Below are 20,234 nucleotides of genomic sequence, written 5' to 3'. Positions count from 1 at the left end.
GATGAGACACCTCCTGGCAGCCGCCGCCGGACTGGCCGTCCTCGCCGCGTCCGCCTGCTCCGCACCCACGCCGCCGCGCTCCGCCGCCCCCTCGGCCACGCCCACCGGCCCCGCCACCCTGCCCGCCCCGACCGGCGCCCACCCCGTCGGCACCACCGCCCTCCACCTGAAGGACACCTCCCGCCCCGACCCCTGGAACCTCGACGCCGGAGCCAGGGAGCTCAAGGTCACCCTGTGGTACCCGGCCGAGCGGCGCGGCGGGCAGCGCGCCCCGTACATGACGCCGAAGGAATCCGAGCTCACCCTGAGAGGGGGCAGGATCACGGGCGTGCCGGACGACACGCTGAGCAGGACCCGGACCAACGCCGTCAAGGACGCCGAGCCCACGGGCCGCGAGCTGCCGCTGGTGGTGCTCTCCCCGGGCTTCACCAAGCCGATGAACACCCTCACCTCCCTGGCCGAGGACCTGGCCAGCCGCGGGTACGTCGTCGCGGGCATCGACCACATCTACGAGAGCTACGCCACGACCCTGGCCGACGGGCGGGTGGCCGAATGCCTCGCCTGCGACAGCGACGCCGACCCGGGCTTCGGCACGGGGGTGGTCGCGGGCCGGGCCGCCGACGTCTCCTTCGTGCTCGACCAGCTGCCCTCGGCGTGGGACGGCGCCGGCCGGATCGACCGCTCCCGCATCGCCATGGTCGGCCAGTCCATCGGCGGGGCCGGCGCCATGGCGGCCATGGTGCGGGACCCACGGGTACGCGCCGGGATCGACCTGGACGGCACCACCTACGCCCGGATCCCCAAGGGCGGGTTCTCCCGGCCGTTCATGTTCATCGGCTCACCGCAGCACGTCCCCGGCGGCGGCGACAACTCGTGGGAGCGCGACTGGAAGCTGCTGACCGGGTGGAAGCGCTGGATCGTGCTGACGGGCGCGGACCACCAGTCCTTCACCGACCTCCCGCTGCTGGCGGGCGCCCTCGGCATCAAACCCGCCTACGGCCTGCTGCCCGCGGCGCGCGCCGCCGAGCTCACCCGCACCTACGTGGGGGCCTTCCTCGACCAGCACCTGAAGTCGCGGCGGCAACCCCTCCTGGACAAGCCGTCATCGCGCTACCCCGAGGTCAGGTTCTGCCCCGCGGCCTGCGGCCAGTCCTGAACCGCCGGCCGGGGCGAGCCCCGTCGACCCGCGCAGGCCGTCGAGGATGACGCGCAGGAGGTGGTGGGCGCGGGCGTCCCACTCCGCGGGCTCCAGGCGGGTCAGGTAGCCGATGAGCAGGATGACGTCGCGGGCGTCCACGTCGGGGCGGATGACGCCCTCGGCCTTGCCCGCGTCGAGGAGCGTGGTCAGCGCCTCGCCGATCGGGCCGAGGCTGTGCGCGGACAGGTCCTGCCACACCCCCACCTCGACGGCCGCGAACACCCCGCGCTTGACCTTCGCGTACTCCGCCACCCGGTCCAGCCAGCCGGCCAGGGCGGGCAGCGGCGCGTGCTCGGCGAGCAGCGCCGGCGCGGCGGCCACGAGGTCGTCCACGTCCTTGCGGTAGACCTCGGCGAGCAGCGCCTCCCGGGTCGGGAAGTGGCGGTAGAGGGTGCCCTGGCCGACGCCCGCCCGCTTGGCGATCTCATTGAGCCGCACCTCGCTCGCGTTCGCGATGACCTCTCGTGCGGCCTGGAGGATCCGTGCGCGGTTCTCGGTGGCGTCGGCTCGGCGGGGTGCGTTCATCGGTCCTCCGCATGACGGGGGCTGGCTAAGCGGACACGTGTCCGGTACGGTGGGGAGCACCTAACCGGACACGTGTCCAGTTTACTGTGGAGGAAATTCCCATGTCAGCCATCACGGGCAAGGTCGTGGCCATCACCGGGGCGAGCAGCGGGATCGGCGAGGCCACCGCACGCCTGCTCGCCGAGCGGGGCGCCGCCGTCGTGCTCGGCGCCCGGCGTACGGAGCGGCTCGACGAGATCGCCCGCCAGATCCGCGACCGCGGCGGGCGCGCCGCCACCCGCGCCGTGGACGTCACCGCCCGCGAGGACCTCGAACGGCTCGTCGGCCTCGCCGTGACGGAGTTCGGGCGGCTCGACGTGCTGGTGGGCAACGCCGGCATCAGCAAGATCGGCCCTATGGCCGACCTCGACGTGGCCGGCTGGTCGGCGATGATCGACGTCAACCTGCGCGGCGTGCTGCACGGCATCGCCGCCGCGCTGCCGGTGTTCCGCGAGCAGGGCCACGGCCATCTCGTGACCACGGTGTCGACGGCCGGGCTGAAGATCACGCCCACGATGGCGGTCTACGCCGCGACCAAGAACGCCGTGCGCACCCTGCTGGAAGGGCTGCGGCAGGAGTCGACCGACGGCGTGCTGCGGACCACGGCGATCTCGCCCGGCTACGTGCGTACGGAACTCGCCGGCTCCATCGACAACCCCGAGGTCCGCGAGGAGATCCGCCGCAACATGGACCGGTACGCCATCGCACCGCAGGCCGTCGCCCGCGCTGTCGCCTTCGCCATCGAACAGCCGCGTGACGTGGAGATCGGCGAGATCGTCATCCGCCCGACGACGCAGAACTGAGCCCGTTTTGTCTCAGCGGGCGCTAACCCCAGGTGAGCGGGTCGAGGTGGAGGTAGAAGCGCTCGCGGTCACGGTCGAGGACGATGCCGTACCGCTCGGCGAACCTCTCGTCCGCCCGGTTCGCCTCCCCTTCGTCGGGCCACGTCTCCCGCGAGTTGGCGAGCAGGAGCGCGATGTCGGCGTACGGGTCGGCCCGGCCGAGGCGGCCGAGGTCGATGAAGCCCGCCACGTCCAGGGTCTCCGGGTCGAGGATGATGTTGGGCAGGCACAGGTCGCCGTGGCAGACGACCGTCTCGGCGGCCTCCTGCGCGAGGCGGTGCTCCAGCTGAGGTGCGAGGCGGGCGAGCAGTTCGCCGGCGGGCGTGTGCTGCTGTTCTTCGGGGAGGAACTCGGGGTTGACGGCGCCCCGGGCGATGACGTCGCCGGCCATGGCGAACATCCGCGTGAGATCCCGCGTGAACGGGCACCGGCCGGCGGGCAGGTCGTGCAGGCGGCGTACGGCATCCGCGATCCGGTCCCACGCCGCCCGCAGCCGCGCGGCCGGGACCCGATGGGCGGGGACGCCCGCGACGGCGCTGGTCACCAGGCGGGCGCCGTCGGCCGTGACGCGCCAGTCGAGGACGCGCGGGCCCGGAACGCCCTGCGCGCCCAGCCACTCGACGCGGTCCCGCTCCTCCTCCAGCGAGGTCACGCCACCGGCGGTGACGCATTTGGCGTATCGGGTGCCGTCATCGGAGCGGAAGACACCGGCCCCGGATTCGCCGTCCGTGACGGGGATCCATCCGTCCCCGTCGCGGCCGTCGTAGAGCACTGCCCGCAAGTTGATCATGTCGACCACCCTAGCCGGAGTGGCCGGCCGAGCGGGTCAGACCCGGTCGAGGGGGCGGTGCGGCTCGGCGGGGAGCTCCACCCTGATCGCGTCGCCGGGGCGTACGACGCCGCCCGTCCTGACGACGCTCATGACGCCGGCCCGGCGCACCAGGTTCCCGGCCTCGTCGCGGCCGACGACCTGCTTGAGCAGGCCGTTCTGGAAGCCGTCGATCTGCACGCACGGGTTGCGCAGCCCGGTGAGCTCCACGACGGCCTCCGCACCGATGCGCAGCAGGGTGCCGACCGGCAGTGCGAGCAGGTCGACGCCCCGGGTGGTGATGTTCTCGCCGAGCTGGCCGGGGCCGACCGCGAAGCCCGCCCGTCCCACCTCGGCGAAGAGCTCCTCGTGGATGAGGTGCACCTGGCGCAGGTTCGGCTGCGTCGGGTCCTGCGCGACGCGGGAGCGGTGCTTGACCGTCACGCCCGCGTGCGCGTCGCCCTCCACGCCGAGCCCGGCCAGCAGGGTGATGCTCTCCCGGTTCGGCTTGCTGAAGGAGTGCTCGCCGCTGGTGCTGACGGCGGTAACAGTCCCGTTCACCCCGTTCGTCCCCCTTCATAAGGTTTTGGCAATTCGGGGGCAGCGTAGCCGAGCCCCGCCTCCCCCTCGCTGGGGAGGGGCCTGCCTCTTACGGGGGTGGCCGGGCACCGGCGCGGGCCGGGAGGCTCCTGACATGCGTGTACATATCGAGGTTCGGACGCTCGTGCTGGTGCGCCGCTTCGCCGGATTCGTCGCGGCGGTGGCGATGTCCCTCTACCTGCTGGTCAAGGTGATCTGGATCGCCGCCGAGGTGTGGCAGGGCACGGCCCACTGGGTGCTGCTCAACGCGGTCACGGTGGTGATGGCGCTGGCCGGCGCCGCGCTGGGCCTGGCGCTGGCCCAGTCGTGGGGGACGCGGCTGCCGGACTGGCTGGTGCTGCCGCTCGGGTGGGTCGCCGGCGGCTTCCTGGTGTCCATGATCCCGTTCATGATCGTCGGCAGCCTGGTGGCCCCGAGCGCGCCCGAGCCGGCGGCGGCCGCCACGCCGGCCTGGGAGACCGTCCTCATCGGCGTGGGGTTCGCGGGCATGGCGGTGGCGCTGGTCGTGGGCCTGCCGCTCTTCCTGCGTGAACGATGGCCGCGCGCCTTCGCGGGGCGGGTGGGCCGGGAACGAGCCGACGGCCGCTTCCTGTGGGCGCTGGCGCCGCTCGGGGCGCTCACCGCGGCCTGGATCTCCTGGGCCGCGGGCAGCACCTACGGGCTGCTCACCGTGGTGGACGCCCAAGGCAGGCTCCTCATGGCCGACAGCGCGCTGTGCGCGGCGGCCGCCGGTTGGAGCCTGTGGGCGCTCGGCCCGTGGGGCAGCGGGCGGACGCCGGTGTGGCTGCCCATGGCCGTGGGGTTCGTCGCCTCCGGGTCGCTGTTCTCCTGGGGGGCGTGGCGGCTGGCGTGGCTGGTGGCCGGGGCGTACCAGCCGGTCGAACTTCGCGGGGTGGCCGTGGCCGAGCACTGCGTCGCCGTTTGCGCGGGCCTCGCCGTCCTGCTGGCGTTGTCGCAGGCGTACGGGCGCCGAACCGGCCCGCCGCGCTGACCTCACGTCAGTGTCAGGGGGCTTGGACGAGCGGTTGCAGCACCGTGAGGCCGTGGGACTCGGCTGGTGACGGCGGGGCGGCCTCCGGCGCGGTGCGGCGCAACGTACGGCACAGCGCGCTCGGCGAGACCCGCGCGGCCGAGGCGAGCTCCCGCATCGGGACCGGCCTGGACACCCCGTCGGACCAGTGCGCGCGCACCGCGCTCATCATCGCGATCACCGGTGGCGGCAGGACAGGGGGCGTGCGCCGCGCCGGCGCCGGGTCGGCCAGGAACGTCGGCACCAGCACGCGCCGCTGATGTCGCCGAGCTCGCCCCGGCAGATGCGGACGGCCTCTTCGAGCAGCTCGCCTACCTCGCCGGGGCCGAGGGCGCGGCCGAGGACGAGGTAGCCGTCGCGCTCGTACGGGATCTTCAGGTCGGGGTTGCTCATCGCCCCATCATCGCCATCGCGGCCCGGCCGGGGCCATGGCCCGATCACGCATCCGGATGGCGAATCGTGTCATCCGTCGACGCCCCCCGGGACGAAGCGGCGTCGGCGTAGCGGCGGGCCAGGTGCGCGAAGGCGTCCTTGAGCGCGGCGGGGCCGACGACCTCGATGTCGGCGTCGAACCTGCCGACGCTCGCGGCCAGCCCGACCCAGGACCAGGAGCCCAGGATGGCCCGGCACCGGTCCGGGCCGAGCGCTTCGACGACCCCGTCGTGGAGGTAGGGGGACACGGCGGCGGCCGGCAGGCCGAGGATGACCTCGCCGCGGCAGGGCCACTCGCCGGAGCCGCCGGAGCCCCGGAACCGATCGGCCACGAAGGCGGCCACCCCTCCCCCGGGCAGCTCGCGCGGCGTGAAGCGGGGCCCCGTGGGGACGCGCGGCGCGATCCGGTCGGCCCGGAAGGTCCGCCAGTCCTCCCGGTCGAGGTCCCATGCCACGAGATACCAGCGCCCGCCCCAGGTGACGAGGTGATGGGGCTCCACCCGGCGCGGCGGGCCCGGCCCGTCGCCGCCGTCGCTTCCTGGCGAGGCGTAGTCGAAACGCAGCACCTCCCCGGCCTGTACGGCGGCGCCGACGGACACCAGCACCCCGCTGTCGACCGGGGGATCCGGCGCATACCGCTCGACGGCGGTGATCTGGAGGGCGTCGATGCGGTGGCGCAGCCGGGCGGGCATGACCTGCCGGACGGTGGTCAGCGCACGGGCCGCGGCCTCCTCGATGCCGGCGCCGGTCGTGGTGGCGGACTGGAGCGCGATGGCCAGGGCGACGGCCTGCTCGTCGTCGAACAGCAGCGGCGGCAGCCGCGTACCGGCGTCGAGCCGGTAGCCGCCGTCAGGGCCCTTGGCGGCCACGATCGGATAGCCGAGCTCGCGCAGCCGGTCGACATCGCGGCGCACGGTGCGCGGGCTGATGCCGAGGCGCTCGGCCAGCAGCGCTCCCGGCCAGTCCCGGCGCGCCTGGAGCATCGAGAGCAAGGACAGCAGCCGAGCCGAGGTTTTCTGCACCCGTCCAGTATCACCCGCAGAAGCGGCCACAACCTGACCGCTACCCCTGGGAGTGTGGTCGGCGACCGGGATGACCGCCGACAAAAGGAGCAATCATGTCCGTGAACACCGTGACCCACCTGAACTTCCGCGGGAACGCCCGAGCGGCGCTCACGTTCTACCAGTCCGTGTTCGGCGGGGACCTGGCCGTGGTGACCTACAAGGACGCCGGCGGCGCTCAGGAGCCGTCCGAGGCCGATCAGGTCATGTGGGGCCAGGTGAGCGCCGCCGCCGGATTCGAGGTCATGGCCTACGACGTGCCCTCGCGACTGCCGTACAGCCGGGGGGAGAACGCGTTCTTCGTCTCGGTGCGCGGCGAGACGGCCGAGGAGATCACCGCGTACTGGGAGAGGCTCTCCGACGGGGCGACCGTGCTGCAGCCTCTCGGGCCCGCGCAGTGGGCCCCGCTGTACGGGATGCTGACGGACCGGTTCGGCGTCACCTGGGTCATCGACGTCGCCGCCACGGCAGGATGATCGCATGACCGTGCTCGACACCCGGACACTCAACCGCGCGACGCTGGCGCGGCAGCTGCTGCTCGATCGCGCCGACTTACCGGTGCGGGACGCCGTCGCCCACCTGTGCGGCCTGCAGGCTCAGGAGCCGCAGGAACCGTTCGTGGGGCTCTGGTCGCGGCTGCGCGCGTTCGACGCGGCGGCGCTCTCGGAGCTGCTGACCGGGCGGCGGCTGGTGCGGACCATTCTCATGCGCCGCACCGTCCACCTCCTCACCGCGGAGGACGCCCTGGCCTGGCGCGCCCGCCACGACGCCATGCTGCGCCAGCGGATGCTCGGCACCTACCGCCGCGAGCTCGACGGGGTGGACCTCGACGAGCTCGCGGCGGCGGGCCGGGCGGTGCTGGCCGACGGCGAGCCCCGCTCGATGGGCGACCTCGGGCGGGCGGTCGCCGGGCGCTGGCCGGCGGCCGGACCTCGCGTGCTGGGCGAGATGCTGGTCGCCGCCCTCATCCCGATGGCGCAGCTGCCGCCGCGCGGGCTGTGGCGGACGAAGGCGGGCGTGCGCAACGCGCCGCTGTCCTCCTGGCTCGGCCGCGAGCCGGATCCGCCCGCCCAGAACGGCTCGGACCCGGTCGGCGAGGCGCTGGTGCGGCGCTACCTGGCCGCCTACGGCCCGGCGGCCTCGGCCGACCTGCGCGCCTGGTGCGGCCTGGCCGGGCTGCCGGCCGCGGTGGCCGCGGTGCGCCCGGAGCTCGTCTCCTTCCGCGACGAGCGCGGCCGGGAGCTGCTGGACCTGCCCGACGCGCCGCGCCCCGACCCCGACACGCCCGCGCCGGTGCGGTTCCTGCCCGCCTTCGACAACGCGATCCTCGGCTACCACGACCGCGGCCGGATCATCGACGACGCCCACCGCGGCCTGTCGGTCGCGGGCGCCCGCGTGGTGCTGGTCGACGGCCGGGTCTGCGCGACCTGGACCGTGGAGGACGGCACAGTGGTGGTCACCCCGCTGGGCCGCCTGTCCGGAGGCGACCGGGACGCCGTCGGCGAGCAGGGGCGGGCGCTGGCGGCGTTCCTGTCCGACGGCGACAGCCACCGCGTGCGGATCGGCGACGGCTGAGCTGACCCCTGCCCCGGGGCACGGGCACGGCGTCGCCCCGGCCCGCCGCTACCGGGCCGCTCTGGGGAGCAGGGCGTCGAGGAGCAGGTCGAGGAGCCGCCCGGTCTGCTCGGGGGTGTCGCGGGCCGACGTGGCGAGAAAGATGCCGAGGAGCATCGTGGTGACCTCGTCCGGGTCGACGTCCGCGCGGAGTGCGCCCGTTTCGGCGCCCTTGGCGAGGATCGTCGCGATCGCGGTGGTGATACGTTCCCTGGTGGTGGAGGTCGGGATGCGCCCCGAGGCCTGGCCCGCACGCAGCGCGTCGGCCATCCCGCGTTTCACCGCCGTGAACGCCGCGTACCGCTCCATCCAGGCGCGCAGCGCGATCTGCGGCGGGAACCGTTCGAGCAGGGCCGGGGCGCTCGTGGCGATGTCGTCGAGCTCGGCGGCGTAGACCGCCTCCACCAGCGCCTCGCGCGTGGGGAAATGGCGATAGAGGGTGCCGATCCCGACGCCCGCCTCACGGGCGATGCTCTCGAGCGGGACGGTGTCGTCGGCCGCCGCGAAGGCGGCCCGGGCGACGGCGATGAGATTGTCCCGGTTGCGCTGGGCGTGGGCGCGCAGCGGGCGCTGTGTCGCGGCGGTGTCGGCGGACGCCGATTCGGGCGGACTCAAAGCGGAGGAACCTCCGGTATTGCTCTATAGTCAGTCAGAGATAGCGGAGGCTCCTCCGCTATCTCTGACATCCTATGTGGACGGGGATCCTCATGACCTCCAGCAACCCCCTTTCCGGCGCGCGGCCGGTCGACGCCCCTCGCCCCGGCGGCACCGCTCCGCTCGCCGGGCGCACCGTCTCCCGCGTCGGCTACGGCACCGCACAGCTCGAACGCCTGCACCACGACCCCGACACGGCCCTCGCGCTCCTGCGCCGCGCGATCGACCTCGGCGTCGACCACATCGACACCGCCCAGTTCTACGGCAACGGCTTCGCCAACGAGCTCCTGCGCGAAGCGATCCGGCCGCAGGACGACGTCATGATCGTCAGCAAGGTCGGCGCCGACCCCGACCCCGGCGGCCCGATCCCGCTGCGCCCCGCACAGCGACCCGAAGAACTGCGCGCCAGCGTCGAGGACAACCTCGTCAGCCTCGGCCTGGAACAGATCCCGGTCGTGAACCTGCGCCGCCTGGACGCCGGCCCCGGCCTGCGGGCCACGGGCGAACAGGCGGTCGACCTCGACGACCAGCTCGCCGCGATGACGGCGATGCGCGACGAGGGCAAGATCGGCGCGATCGGGCTGGGCAGCGTCACCCTCGACGGGCTGCGCCGGGCGATCCCCGCCGGCATCGCCTGCGTCCAGAACGCCTACAGCCTCGTCACCCGCGACGACGAAGCCATGCTCCAGCTGTGCCGGGCCGAGGGCATCGCCTGGGTCCCGTTCTTCCCCCTCGGCGGCGCCTTCCCCCAGATGCCGAAGGTGACCGACGAGGCGGCCGTCCGCACCGCGGCGGCGACGCTCGGCCGCACACCCGAGCAGGTCGGCCTCGCCTGGCTGCTCCACCACGCCCCGCACGTCCTGCTCATCCCCGGCACGTCCAGCATCGAGCACCTCGAAGAGAACGTCGCCGCCGCCACGATCACCTTCGACCGCGCCACGCTCAGCACGCTCGACGCCGTCCCCTCCCGCTCGGCAGAGGTCCCGCTCGGCTGATCCCCCTTTGAAGCCGGCGCAGGGTTTCGCGGCAGGACCCTCCGACGGCCATCCGGCTCAGCCGCGCGCGACGTAGCCGCCGTCGACCGGCAGGGTGACCCCGGTGATGTAGCTCGACCGCGGGGAGGCGAGGAAGAGGATCGCTTCGGCGACCTCCTCCGGACGGCCGAGGCGGCCGAGTGGGTTGCCCGTCCGCCCCCACTCCTCGAACATCTCCTCACCGAGGGCCTTCACCACGTTGTCAGTCTGGGTGTTTCCGGGGGCCACGGAGTTGACCCGCACCCCGCGATCGCCGAACTCGGCGGCCCAGGAGCGAGTGAGCGCGTCGAGAGCGGCCTTCGTCGCCCCGTAGGCGGCGGCGTCCGGGATGCCCTGGAGAGCGGCGATCGAGCTGACATTGACGATGCTGCCGGCCCCCCTGGCCCCCATCTTCGGCGCGAGGGCGGCGGTCAGGAAGAACGGCCCCCGTACGTTGGTGTCGAACACCTGCATGAACGACTCCAGATCCTGCTTCGGGGTCGGCATGAAGGGGTAGACGCCCGCGTTGTTGACCAGGATGTCCACATCACCGGCTTCGTCGGCGAGCCGCCGCAGCGCGGCCAGGTCGTTGAGGTCCGTGGGAACGGCACGGGCCCTGCCGCCCGCGGCCTCGATCTCCGCGACCGTCTCGGCGAGGTGGTCGGCACTGCGACCGGCGACGATGACGAAGGCTCCCTCGCGGGCGAGCACCAGCGCGGTCGCGCGGCCGATGCCCGAGCCGCCCCCGGTCACCAGCGCGGTCTGGTTCTGAAGTTCCATGATCGAGCCCTTGATCAGTGAGATGCCACCCGTCGGCACCGCACCGAATATGCCCCTGACCAGCCAGAATACACGCCCCGCCCGGGGGTTTTCCAGGAACGGGACGCCCGGCGGCCGTGCCGTGACGCGCACCGGCCGCTGGAGGGCCCGCGCGGGAACCCCCCAGCGCCGGCTCATGAACGTGCCGGCTCGTGGCGCGCGGCGGTGCCGCCGGGCTGCCATACCTCGATGGTGACGGTGGCCGGCGGGAGGCCGTCGGCGCGGACGGTGACCGTGACGGGACCTTCGGCGCCGGTGGGGCGCAGCACGGCCAGGGCGTGGCCTTCGTAGGAGGTGCAGGAGGTGGCGTGGAAGGGCTCCTCGGTGGAGGGCCTGGCCGTGCCCAGAGCCTGCAGGGTCGCCGGGCCGTCGAGGCTGACGGTCACGGTGCGGTCGCTGATCGGGTTGATCGTCGCGTGCTCGTCCACGAGGTGGATGTCGAGATAGGCCAGGTCCTGCGGGTCGGCGCCGAGGTGCGGCCGGTCGGGGGTGAGCCGCAGCCGCGCGGCCGCGCCCGCGGTGAGCAGCCGGCAGCGGCCCGTCTCGGCCCCGTCCCGGTAGGCCACCGCCTCCAGCGTGCCGGGCTGGTACGGCAGTTCGGCCGTGGCCAGGTACGCCTTGTCGGTGCCGACGGGCACTCTGGCCGCGGTGGTGCCGTTGAGCACGAACTCGATCTCGTCGGCGTCGGTGTAGGCCTCCACGGTGACGGGGGTGCCGGCCGGGACGTCCCAGGTCCAGCTGGCGATGGAGTCGCTCCAGGCCCATCCCTTGGGCCGGAAGGGGTGCTCGCGGTGCTCGGGGCGTTGCACGGCCAGGTAGGGGGTGCGGCGCAGGCCGTAGACGGTCTCGCGGTAGTAGGAGATGGGGCGCCGGCGGCCGGTGATGTCCAGGTCGCCGGTGGAGGCGGTGAGCCACGGGTACGGAGCGCCGAAGGAGGGGCCCTCGCCGGGGTAGGTCGGCCGGCCGATGCCGCTCTCGCCCAAGTAGTCCCAGCCGGTCCAGGTGAAGTCGCCGATGATGTGGCCGTGCTCGGTGACGAGCTTCCAGTAGCGGTCGATCAGGGTGGGGAAGGTCTCCGAGCCGACCACGACGCGGTTGGGGTGGGTCTGGTGGTCGGTGAGGTAGCGGGAGTCGCCGTAGTTGAGGCCCACGACGTCCAGCACGGCGGCCGACTCGGCGATGCGTTCGCCGACCTCGGGCAGGGCGGTGAGCGCGCCCATGCCGTCCAGCAGGTCGTTGAAGCCGCCCTCGACGGCCGGCCCGCCGGCATCCGCCTGGGCCGGCCCGCCGGCATCCGCCTGAGCCTGTGCGCCACTCGCCTGGGCCATGAGCGCGGGGATCTGGTCCATGATCGCCATCATGCCGTTGAGGGCGTTGGTGACCAGGCGGGTGGGGTCCTGGGCCCGGATGCGCTCGGCGAGCAGGCGTCCCCAGCGGGCGCCGTGCGGGGTGCCCGCTTCGAGGATCTCGTTGCCGATGGAGTAGAAGATCACGCTGGGGTGGTTGAAGTCCTTGGCCACCAGGGCGTCCACGTCCCGCTCCCACCACTGCGGGAACCGGCGCGCGTAGTCGTCGTCGGTCTTGGACACCGTCCACATGTCGAACGTCTCGTCCATGACGAGCATGCCGAGCCGGTCGCAGGCCTCCAGCATGGCGGTGCTGAGCGGGTTGTGCGCGGAGCGGATGGCGTTGAAGCCGGCGTCCTTGAGCAGTCGCACGCGCCGTTCCTCGGCCCGGGCGATGGCGGCCGAGCCGAGCGGGCCGTTGTCGTGGTGCACGCACGCGCCGCGCAGCTTGACGGTGGCGCCGTTGACGCGCAGGCCCCGGATCGGGTCCACCGAGACGCTGCGGATGCCGAACGTGGTGCGGGCCTCGTCGACCTGCCCGCCGTCGTCGGTCAGCCGGACGGTCGCGGTGTACAGGTTCGGCTCCTCCACGCTCCACAGAGCGGGGTGGCGGATGTAGGCGCGGTGGCGCACGATGGCCCGCTCACCGGCCAGCACGGTCAGCGGGGCGTGGTCGGCGGCCACGATCTCGCCGTCGCCGTCGCGTACCTCCAGCAGGACCTCGACGGTACGGGTGCCGGTGCCCTCGTTGACCACCTCGGTGGCGACCGCGGCCACCGCGAGTTCGTCGTCGATCTGCGGGGTGCTCACCCGCAGGCCGGTCGGGGTGACGTGCAGCAGGTCGCCGACGAGCAGGTGCACCGGGCGGTGGATGCCGCCGCCGCTGTACCAGCGCGAGTCCTTGTACGCCTGCGCCTCGACCCGGATGGTGTTGGTCCGGCCGTAGCGCAGGTAGGGGTCGGCGGCGAGGTGGAAGGTGGAGTAGCCGTTCGCCCACTGGCCGGCGAAGGCGTCGTTGATGTACACCATGGCGTCGCGGTAGACGCCCTCGAACTCGATGCTCACCCGCTTGCCCGCCCACGAGGCGGGCACCTCGAACTCCTTGTCGTAGCGCCAGGCGCCGGGCCGGTGGTACCCGGTGTGCGAGCCGTCCGAGCCCTCGGCGGACCTGCCGCCGGCCAGCATGGCGTCGTGCGGCAGCGTCACGGCGACCGCCCCGGCGCCGTCGCCGGCCGTGAACAGTTCGAAGATGGACGTGCGGCGGGTGACGCGCCAGCCGTCGTTGAAGGGTTCGCGGATCATGGTTGTTCTCTCCTCAGGGGGACGGTGTCAGCGGACACCCTTGATGAAGCGCACCGACAGGGCGCCCAGCGCGGTGCAGACGATGAGCAGCACGAACACCAGCCGGTAGTCGCCCGTGGCGCCGACCACGGCGCCGGCGACGCTGGGGGCGATGATCTGCGGGCCGGCGTTGGCGATGTTCATGATTCCCAGGTCCCGGCCGGCGTTGCCGACGCCCGGCAGGACCCGCGTGATCAGCGCCTGGTCCACCGCCATGTACACGCCGAAGGCCGCTCCGGTGACGGCGGTCGCCACCCACGCCCCGGTCAGCGTGGGCACGAGCAGGTAGACCAGCCCGGCCGGGACGAACATCAGGCTCGACAGGCCCACGAACAGCCGCAGCCGGCCGGTCTTGTCCGAGATCCAGCCGCCGAGCAGGGCGAAGGCCAGGCTCAGCAGCGTGCCCAGGCCCGAGATCGCGACCAGCGTGGTGGCCGCCCGGTCGATGTCGCCCAGGCCGATGTGGTCGCGCAGGATGTACAGCTGGAAGCTGCTGACGGAGAAGTAGCCGAAGATCAGCAGGAAGCGGCCGGTGAAGGCCCACCAGTAGTCCGGCGCGCCGCGCAGGCTGAGCCTCGTGCCGCCGGCTTCCTCCCCGGGTGTGGTGCGGGCGTCCGGCTCCGGCGCCGGACGGTCCTTGGTGGTCAGGGCGAAGATCTGGGTCAGCAGCAGGAAGAGCCCGGCGACCAGCAGATAGCCCATGAACAGGTCCTGCGACAGCCCCGCCAGGGCGACGCCGGCGTACGCCCCGATCAGGCCGGCCGCTCCCAGCACGCCGGACATGCTGCCGCGCAGCCGCTGCGGCACCCGCTCGGGCAGCACCGCCGTCAGGCTGGCCTGTGTGGCGTTCAGCGGCCACATCATCGCCGCCCACGTGATGGCGATCGCGATGGTGGAGGTCAGCTGGGACATGGCGACCAGCCCCAGCGCGCCGACGATGCCGGCGCCGAAGATCCACACGTTGCGGCGGCCGAGGAAGCGGGTGCGGGTGCGGTCCGACAACATCCCGGCGATGGGCTGGGAGACGACGCTGGAGACGGCCGAGACGCTCAGGGCCATCCCGAGCGCCGCGGCGGAGGCGGCCTGCTCCGGCACGATCGCGGCGATCTGCTTGCCGAGCAGCACCTGCATCACACCGCCCCACACCGCGTTCATCGCGACCATGGCCAGCGGATAGATCACCCATAGCCAGCGTCCGGGCGCCGGCTCGGCGGCGGGGGGGCGGGGTGGGGGCGTCGCTGGGGTGGGGGGTGACCGCTTCCGGATCCCGCGCCGGCAGAGCGTCTGGCATGAGTTTCTCCCGTCCTGTTCACGCGCGTGATTCACACGTGTGAACACGCGCGTGAATCGGAAGCGTAGGGGGCTGGCGCCTGTTCCGTCTAGCATCTGTCTGGGGCGAACCGCTCCAGACTGAACAGGAGTGCGATGCGGGTCAGCAGCGAAGACGTCGCCCGGCATGCGGGCGTGTCCCGCTCGACGGTGAGCTACATCCTCAACGGGCACGGCGACCGCTTCAGCCAGGCCACCCGCGACGCCGTCCAGCGGGCCGTGGCCGAACTCGGCTACCGCCCGCATTCGGCCGGCCGCGCGCTCGCGCGCGGCCAGAGCGACCTGATCCTCCTCGTTCTGCCGATCTCCCCGAACGGCCAGTTCAGCCAGGTGGCCGACCAGATGACCGAGGCGCTGGCCGAGCACGGCCTGTCCCTGCTCATGTGCTCGGCCACCGCCTCCGCGCGATCCTTCGCGGCGGTCATCACCACCGCCCGGCCCCGCATGGTCATCGCGCTGTCGGAGCTGAGCGAGAGCAAGCGGGCCGTCCTGAGCTCGGCCGGCGTGCGCACCCTCGACATCGCCCACGCGATCTCCCAGCCCGGCGGGCACAGCTGGACCGTGGGGCGGACGCAGGCCGAGCACCTCATGCGGCGCGGATACCGGCGCATCGCCTACGCCCGCCTCACCGAAGCCCGCGACGACGTGCTGCTGCGGGCCCGCGAGCAGGGCGTGCGCGAGGCGTGCCGGGCCGCCGGCATGGACGAGCCGCAAGTGATCACCGTGGCGCTGCGCGCGGACGCCGACCTGGACGCCATCGCCTCGCTGCCCATCGGCACGGGCCTGGCCTGCTACAACGACGACACCGCCGCGGCGGTGCTGGCAGCCGCACGGGTCATCGGCCGTACGGTGCCGCAGGAGCTGGGGGTGGTGGGCGTGGACGACACCCCGGTGGCCACCCAGACCAGCCCCCGGCTCACGACCATCGGCTTCGGCCCGCCCACGTCCTATGGTCGCCTGGCCGAGCTCCTCCTCGATCGCGAGCCCACCGAGGCCGACTTCACCGGCGTCGGCGAATGCCGGCTCATCCAGGGCGAATCAACGTAAGCCAGCACCTGGCGACCAGCTCCGATCAGCGCGGCTGCCCGCACCGCCACCGAGCCTGAGGCGCGCCGGCGGCAAGGGGCGCGGCGCACGGCCAGGCCGCCGAGGGCCTCCGGCACGGGTGCCGCGCCGGCCGGATATTCCGTGGCGGACGTCGCGGGGAGCGATCAGACTGGCCGGATGGGAAGAACGGTCAGCGCGTGGGTCACTTCGGGTGACGAGCGGCTCGGGGTCATCGGCCCGTTCGCGGTGGAGGTGCCGTGGTGGGCCGAGGTGGAGCCGGTGGTCGCGCACGTACGCCAGGTGCTCGGCGTGGATGTGCTGGTGCTGCGCCTGCTGGACGTGGACGGCGGCGAAGGCGGCCGCGACGGTCATGTGACCTATCACGTCGAAGCGCTGGAGCGGCCCGAGCCCGGGCGGCTGACGGCTCCGCAGCCCACCGACCATGGAGTGCTGGACAGGCCCGAGCGGCTGCGGGCTCCGTGGGCGCGGATCGACGGGCTGCGGGAGCTGCTCGGTTGGGCGGAGGACGCGCTGAGGACGGCCGGGCGACCGCTGACCGGGCCGATCCGGCAGCGCAAGACCTGGAATCTGGCCGGGCTGTTCCTGCTGCCCACGGCCCGAGGGCCGGTGTGGCTGAAGGCCACGCCGCACTTCGCCGTCGAGGAGGCCGCCGTCATCGGCATGTTCGCGGCGCTGGACCCGAGCCTGGTTCCCACGGTCGTGGCGTCCGGGCCGGGGCGGGTCCTGCTGGAGCATCTTCCCGGCGAGGACTGCTGGGACGCCCCCGTCGAGATCGTCGACAGCGCCGTGACGCGGCTGGTCGCCGCGCAGGCCCGGCTGGCGGGCGCGATCCCGTCCGGGCTGCCGGATCGGCGCGGACCCGTCGTCGCCGACCGGGTCCGCGGCCTGCTGGCCGGTGACGTGGGCCGCGAGCTGACCGCCGAGGAGCTGGCGGGGGCGTACGAGCTGGTCGAACGCTGGCCTCTGCTGGCGGAGTGCGGCCTGCCCGACACGATCGTGCACGGCGACTTCCACCCGGGAAACTGGCGCAGCGACGGCGGCCCGCCGGCCGTGGTGGACTTCGCCGACGCGCACCTCGGCAACCCGGTGCTGGACGGAATACGGGCCCGTGACTGGCTTCCCGCCGACAAACGGCCCGCCGCCGCCAGGGCCTGGATCGACGCCTGGACCGCCCATGTCCCCGGCTGCGAGGCGGCCCGGGCACTCGCGATCGCCGAGCCGCTGTCCCACCTGGACTACGCCGTCCGCTATCAGGAGTTCCTGGACGGCATCGAACCGTCGGAGCGGATCTACCACCACGGCGACCCCGTCACCAGCATCCGCGCCGCCCTGCGTACCGTCGTGATCATGGACTGACGCGATGCCGGGGCGGGAAGCCGGATCTACGGAAGAAGGGCGTATCCCGATCAGTACAGCCAGAGGGCGTTGCGACGGTGCCGGGCGGGGTGGACCTCGAGATCGTCGACGGCCTCGGCGGCGTTGGCCCTCTGGCGGATCGCTTCGAGCCGGAGACGCAGACGCCGGCGCGCTCGACGCTCCTCGATCATGGCCCACTGCGCCACCCACCGGTCCCGGCGATCGGCCCTGGCCCAGGAGTAGACGTCGATCCTGCGGCGGACGGGGGTCGGGCGTGCTCGATGGCCGGCTCGGTGTGCCTCGCGCAGGCACGCGGCGCTGTAACGGAGATCGACTATCGTCACCGATCGCCATGGGTCTCCCCCTCGGCCGCTTCCGTCGGGAATCGGGCGGTCGAGGTGATGGGCAGTGCGGGACATGGGGCTCCCCTGGTAGCACCGCCAGGCATTTCCTGGCGGACTACCTGAAGCCGGTCGGCCCCGTTGATCGCTCGTTGTTCATGGCCGGACCTTAGCACCGCGGGCGGCACACGCCGGAACGCGAGCGGGCGTGCGGCCGTCGATCCGCGGCGCCGCAGGCCGAACCGTCGCTCGCTAGGGTGGACGGCGTGCTGCATCCAGACGCGGTCCGGCTCGGGCGGGAAGCCCATCGGCGCCTGGCGTTGTCCGGGGAGTGCGAGATCACGCCGGGGCTGACCGACAGGGAGTTCGCCTGGATCGAGGCGGAGCACGGCGTCGAGTTCGCCGACGATCACCGTGCCTTCCTCGCCGCCGGACTCCCGATCAACTCCGCCCGTCCGGAGGAAGGCGCCACCTGGGACCGCCCCTGGCCGGACTGGCGCGACGGCGACGAGGAGGAGCTTCGCCACCAGTTGGAGTGGCCGGTACGCAACGTCCTGCGTGACGTGGAGTACGGCGTCTGGCTGAGGTCATGGGGACCCCGGCCCGAGGACAAGGCGCAGGCGCTCCAGATCGCGGAGCGCGAGCTGGCGGGGGCGCCGAAGCTGATCCCCCTCTACGCCCATCGCTTCCTGCCCGGCGGACGCGGCACACACGGCAGTCAGGTGCTGTCGATCTGGGGCACGGACATCATCAGCTACGGCCGGGACCTTGCCGAATACATCACCAACGACTTCTACCCGCGCGACGACGACGCGAAGGAGCCTTGGGAGCAGGGGGACGCCGTCCCGGTGTGGGGTGAATTCCTCTGACGGGCCGCGCCCTGTCGTGGTGGCGCCGCAGCCGCGGTGCCACCACGACAGGCTCCGGTGGTCAGTCCCAGTGGCCGGCCGCGGCGGTCTCCGCGACGTAGTCCTCGAACGGCCTGGGCGCCCGGCCGAGGGCCAGCTCCACCCCGTCCGAGACCGGGGATCCCCGGCCGTCGCGGATGGCCACGAAGAGGCCGGTGAGCAGCCGGGCGACCTCGGCGGGGACGCCGTTGGCGGCCTGACGCTCGACGAAGACCTCGGGCTCGACGTCTACGTGACGGATCGTACGCCCGACGGACTTGCCGATGAGATCGGCCGCCTCACCGAAGCTGATCGCCCGCGGGCCGGTCAGCTGGTAGGTCCGGCCGCTGTGGCCGTCCTCGGTCAGCGCGGCCACGGCGACCTCGGCGATGTCCTCGGCGTCGACGAACGGCGTACCCCCGTCACCGGCGGGCAGGACCAGCTCCCCGGACAGAACCCCCCGCAGCCAGAAACTCTCGCTGAAGTTCTGCGCGAACCAGTCCGGCCGCAGGATGGTCCAGTCGATACCGGAGGCGCGCACCGCCTGCTCGGCGGGCTTGAGGGGATGGCTGTCGCCGGCCTCGCCGACGCCGTAGGCCGACAGCAGCACCAGCCGCCGCACCCCCGAGGCGACCGCCGCCGCCACGAACCTGGGGATGCGCGCGCCGTGGCCGGCACTCCCCCGCAGGTCGGGCTCCATGAGGTAGGCGGCGGTGACGCCGTCGAGCGCGGGCGCCCACGTCGTGGGGTCGCCCAGGTCGAAGGGGAGGTCGCCGGTGGTACGGGCCACCGCCCGCACCGGATGGCCGGCGGCCCGCAGCCGCCGGACGATGCGGCGGCCGGTCTTGCCGTTGCCGCCCAGGATGAGGTTCGTCATTCCCCTAAGGGAACTCCACAACGCAAAGACGATCCATGGGAGAACCTCCGGGATGCCTTTGTGATCGTCTACCGTGGTGGGCATGGATGTCCTGAGCGATCTGCTGCACCGGGCCCGCGCCAGGAACGCGCTGGTCAGGAAGCTGGTCCAGCGGCCGCCATGGTCGCTGAGCTTCGCCGACGCCCCCGCGCTCACGGTCGTGGCCACGCTCGGCGGCCACGCGTCGGTCCGGCTCGGCGAGGACGGCGCGCCCGTGCGCCTCGCCGCCGGTGACATCGCCCTCATCAGCGCCACGAGCCGGTACACGATCGCCGACAGCCCGTCCACCCCGCCCCAGGTGGTCATTCAGGGACAGAAGAAGTACGTCGTCGGCGGCGAGGAGATGGCGACGCCGGCTCGTCGGAGCCTGGCGCCGCGCACCTACGGTGACGGCCTGCCCGGGGCCACGGTCATGATCCGGGGCGCGTACGAGCTCCGCGGCGACGTGGGCGACCGCCTGCTGGACATGCTCCCGCCGCTGGCGGTGGTGCCCGCCGGGCCGCGGACCCGCGCGGCGCTGGATCTGCTCGCCACCGAGGTCGCCTGCGACGAGCCCGGCCAGGACGCCATCCTCGACCGCCTGCTGGATCTGGTGCTCGTGCTGGCGTTGCGCGCGTGGTGCGCCAGGCCGGATCCGGCGCTGCCCGCCTGGCATCGGGCGCTGGCCGACCCCGCGATCGGCGACGTCCTGCGCCTGCTGCACGAGGACCCTGCCCACCGATGGACGGTCGCCGAGCTGGCCGCCAAGGTAGGGATGTCGCGCGCGGCCTTCGCCGCGCGCTTCACCGGCCTGGTCGGCGAACCCCCGCTCACCTACCTCACCGGCTGGCGCATGGCCCTGGCGGCGGACCTGCTCCGTGACACCGAGGCGACCGTCGCCACGGTGGCCCGGCAGGTCGGGTACGAGGACGCCTTCGCCTTCAGCGTGGCCTTCAAGCGCGCCCGCGCCCTCAGCCCCTCGGCCTGGCGCCGCCGCCAGGCGCGCTGACCTCCTTGCACCGGCGATGGCCTCCTG

Annotated in this window: 22 protein-coding genes; 10 read left to right on the top strand and 12 right to left on the bottom strand. The window is 73.2% G+C overall.

Annotation, left to right across the window (positions count from 1 at the left end; translation table 11 throughout):
* Position 1 precedes the first annotated feature (1 nt).
* Positions 2-1,156, top strand: a complete 1,155-nt coding sequence (locus H4W80_RS03785) for an alpha/beta hydrolase family protein (protein ID WP_192783784.1) — start codon at positions 2-4, stop codon at positions 1,154-1,156.
* Here the strand turns inward: H4W80_RS03785 and H4W80_RS03780 are convergent.
* The gene (locus H4W80_RS03780; RefSeq protein ID WP_192783783.1) at positions 1,103-1,723 is read right to left on the bottom strand and encodes a TetR/AcrR family transcriptional regulator; all 621 of its coding nucleotides are present in this window, start codon (positions 1,721-1,723) and stop codon (positions 1,103-1,105) included. The genes H4W80_RS03785 and H4W80_RS03780 overlap by 54 nt on opposite strands.
* Positions 1,724-1,824: 101 nt before the next feature.
* Here H4W80_RS03780 and H4W80_RS03775 point away from each other — a divergent pair, with 101 nt between their 5' ends.
* The gene (locus tag H4W80_RS03775) at positions 1,825-2,565 is read left to right on the top strand and encodes an SDR family oxidoreductase (protein WP_192783782.1); all 741 of its coding nucleotides are present in this window, start codon (positions 1,825-1,827) and stop codon (positions 2,563-2,565) included.
* 22 nt (positions 2,566-2,587) lie between these two features.
* Here the strand turns inward: H4W80_RS03775 and H4W80_RS03770 are convergent, their stop codons facing one another.
* Entirely contained in the window at positions 2,588-3,394 is an 807-nt protein-coding gene (locus H4W80_RS03770) for an APH(3'') family aminoglycoside O-phosphotransferase (RefSeq protein WP_192783781.1), read from the bottom strand.
* Positions 3,395-3,430: 36 nt separating this feature from the next.
* Positions 3,431-3,973: an MOSC domain-containing protein gene (locus tag H4W80_RS03765; RefSeq protein WP_192783780.1), complete on the bottom strand. Its 543-nt coding sequence runs from the start codon at positions 3,971-3,973 to the stop codon at positions 3,431-3,433.
* 133 nt (positions 3,974-4,106) lie between these two features.
* Here H4W80_RS03765 and H4W80_RS03760 point away from each other — a divergent pair, with 133 nt between their 5' ends.
* Positions 4,107-5,003, top strand: coding sequence for a hypothetical protein (locus tag H4W80_RS03760; RefSeq protein ID WP_192783779.1), 897 nt, complete (start codon positions 4,107-4,109; stop codon positions 5,001-5,003).
* A gap of 13 nt (positions 5,004-5,016) precedes the next feature.
* Here H4W80_RS03760 and H4W80_RS03755 read toward each other — a convergent pair whose 3' ends face one another.
* Genes H4W80_RS03755 through H4W80_RS03745 form a run of 3 tightly spaced genes read right to left on the bottom strand, consistent with a single transcriptional unit; the run spans position 5,017 to position 6,496 of the window.
* Positions 5,017-5,202 (bottom strand): hypothetical protein, encoded by a 186-nt coding sequence (locus tag H4W80_RS03755; RefSeq protein ID WP_225963220.1) that lies wholly within the window; start codon positions 5,200-5,202, stop codon positions 5,017-5,019.
* 17 nt (positions 5,203-5,219) lie between these two features.
* Complete coding sequence (locus H4W80_RS03750; RefSeq protein ID WP_192783777.1) at positions 5,220-5,435, bottom strand: hypothetical protein; 216 nt, start codon at positions 5,433-5,435, stop codon at positions 5,220-5,222.
* Positions 5,436-5,479: 44 nt separating this feature from the next.
* Positions 5,480-6,496 (bottom strand): helix-turn-helix transcriptional regulator, encoded by a 1,017-nt coding sequence (locus H4W80_RS03745; RefSeq protein WP_192783776.1) that lies wholly within the window; start codon positions 6,494-6,496, stop codon positions 5,480-5,482.
* 95 nt (positions 6,497-6,591) lie between these two features.
* Here H4W80_RS03745 and H4W80_RS03740 point away from each other — a divergent pair, with 95 nt between their 5' ends.
* Complete coding sequence (locus H4W80_RS03740) at positions 6,592-7,011, top strand: VOC family protein (protein WP_192783775.1); 420 nt, start codon at positions 6,592-6,594, stop codon at positions 7,009-7,011.
* 4 nt (positions 7,012-7,015) lie between these two features.
* Positions 7,016-8,110: a winged helix DNA-binding domain-containing protein gene (locus H4W80_RS03735; RefSeq protein ID WP_192783774.1), complete on the top strand. Its 1,095-nt coding sequence runs from the start codon at positions 7,016-7,018 to the stop codon at positions 8,108-8,110.
* Positions 8,111-8,158: 48 nt separating this feature from the next.
* On the opposite strand, the gene H4W80_RS03730 is transcribed toward H4W80_RS03735, so the two are convergent.
* On the bottom strand, positions 8,159-8,764 hold the full coding sequence (locus H4W80_RS03730; RefSeq protein ID WP_192783773.1) for a TetR/AcrR family transcriptional regulator: 606 nt from the start codon (positions 8,762-8,764) through the stop codon (positions 8,159-8,161).
* Positions 8,765-8,856: 92 nt separating this feature from the next.
* Between H4W80_RS03730 and H4W80_RS03725 the strand changes: the two genes are divergently transcribed.
* Positions 8,857-9,798 (top strand): aldo/keto reductase, encoded by a 942-nt coding sequence (locus H4W80_RS03725; RefSeq protein ID WP_192783772.1) that lies wholly within the window; start codon positions 8,857-8,859, stop codon positions 9,796-9,798.
* Positions 9,799-9,855: 57 nt separating this feature from the next.
* Here H4W80_RS03725 and H4W80_RS03720 read toward each other — a convergent pair whose 3' ends face one another.
* From H4W80_RS03720 to H4W80_RS03710, 3 genes are all read right to left on the bottom strand, one after another.
* A complete protein-coding gene (locus H4W80_RS03720) occupies positions 9,856-10,596 on the bottom strand; it encodes an SDR family NAD(P)-dependent oxidoreductase (protein WP_192783771.1) in 741 nt (246 codons plus the stop codon).
* 173 nt (positions 10,597-10,769) lie between these two features.
* Complete coding sequence (locus tag H4W80_RS03715) at positions 10,770-13,283, bottom strand: glycoside hydrolase family 2 TIM barrel-domain containing protein (RefSeq protein ID WP_192783770.1); 2,514 nt, start codon at positions 13,281-13,283, stop codon at positions 10,770-10,772.
* A gap of 27 nt (positions 13,284-13,310) precedes the next feature.
* Complete coding sequence (locus tag H4W80_RS03710; RefSeq protein WP_192783769.1) at positions 13,311-14,504, bottom strand: MFS transporter; 1,194 nt, start codon at positions 14,502-14,504, stop codon at positions 13,311-13,313.
* Positions 14,505-14,747: 243 nt separating this feature from the next.
* Here H4W80_RS03710 and H4W80_RS03705 point away from each other — a divergent pair, with 243 nt between their 5' ends.
* Positions 14,748-15,698: a LacI family DNA-binding transcriptional regulator gene (locus H4W80_RS03705; RefSeq protein WP_192783768.1), complete on the top strand. Its 951-nt coding sequence runs from the start codon at positions 14,748-14,750 to the stop codon at positions 15,696-15,698.
* A gap of 177 nt (positions 15,699-15,875) precedes the next feature.
* The gene (locus H4W80_RS03700; protein WP_192783767.1) at positions 15,876-17,075 is read left to right on the top strand and encodes an aminoglycoside phosphotransferase family protein; all 1,200 of its coding nucleotides are present in this window, start codon (positions 15,876-15,878) and stop codon (positions 17,073-17,075) included.
* 50 nt (positions 17,076-17,125) lie between these two features.
* Here H4W80_RS03700 and H4W80_RS03695 read toward each other — a convergent pair whose 3' ends face one another.
* Positions 17,126-17,419: a hypothetical protein gene (locus tag H4W80_RS03695; protein ID WP_192783766.1), complete on the bottom strand. Its 294-nt coding sequence runs from the start codon at positions 17,417-17,419 to the stop codon at positions 17,126-17,128.
* A gap of 263 nt (positions 17,420-17,682) precedes the next feature.
* On the opposite strand from H4W80_RS03695, the gene H4W80_RS03690 reads away from it, so the two are divergent.
* Positions 17,683-18,285, top strand: coding sequence for a hypothetical protein (locus H4W80_RS03690; RefSeq protein WP_192783765.1), 603 nt, complete (start codon positions 17,683-17,685; stop codon positions 18,283-18,285).
* Between the two features lie 61 nt (positions 18,286-18,346).
* On the opposite strand, the gene H4W80_RS03685 is transcribed toward H4W80_RS03690, so the two are convergent.
* Positions 18,347-19,180: an NAD(P)H-binding protein gene (locus H4W80_RS03685; RefSeq protein WP_192783764.1), complete on the bottom strand. Its 834-nt coding sequence runs from the start codon at positions 19,178-19,180 to the stop codon at positions 18,347-18,349.
* 82 nt (positions 19,181-19,262) lie between these two features.
* On the opposite strand from H4W80_RS03685, the gene H4W80_RS03680 reads away from it, so the two are divergent.
* Positions 19,263-20,207, top strand: coding sequence for an AraC family transcriptional regulator (locus tag H4W80_RS03680; RefSeq protein ID WP_192783763.1), 945 nt, complete (start codon positions 19,263-19,265; stop codon positions 20,205-20,207).
* Positions 20,208-20,234 lie beyond the last annotated feature (27 nt).

Origin of the sequence: Nonomuraea angiospora (assembly GCF_014873145.1) — a bacterium.
GTDB classification, from domain to species: Bacteria; Actinomycetota; Actinomycetes; order Streptosporangiales; family Streptosporangiaceae; genus Nonomuraea; species Nonomuraea angiospora.
The sequence above is the reverse complement of the archived record's forward strand: the minus strand, read 5'-3'. Positions and strand labels throughout refer to the sequence as shown.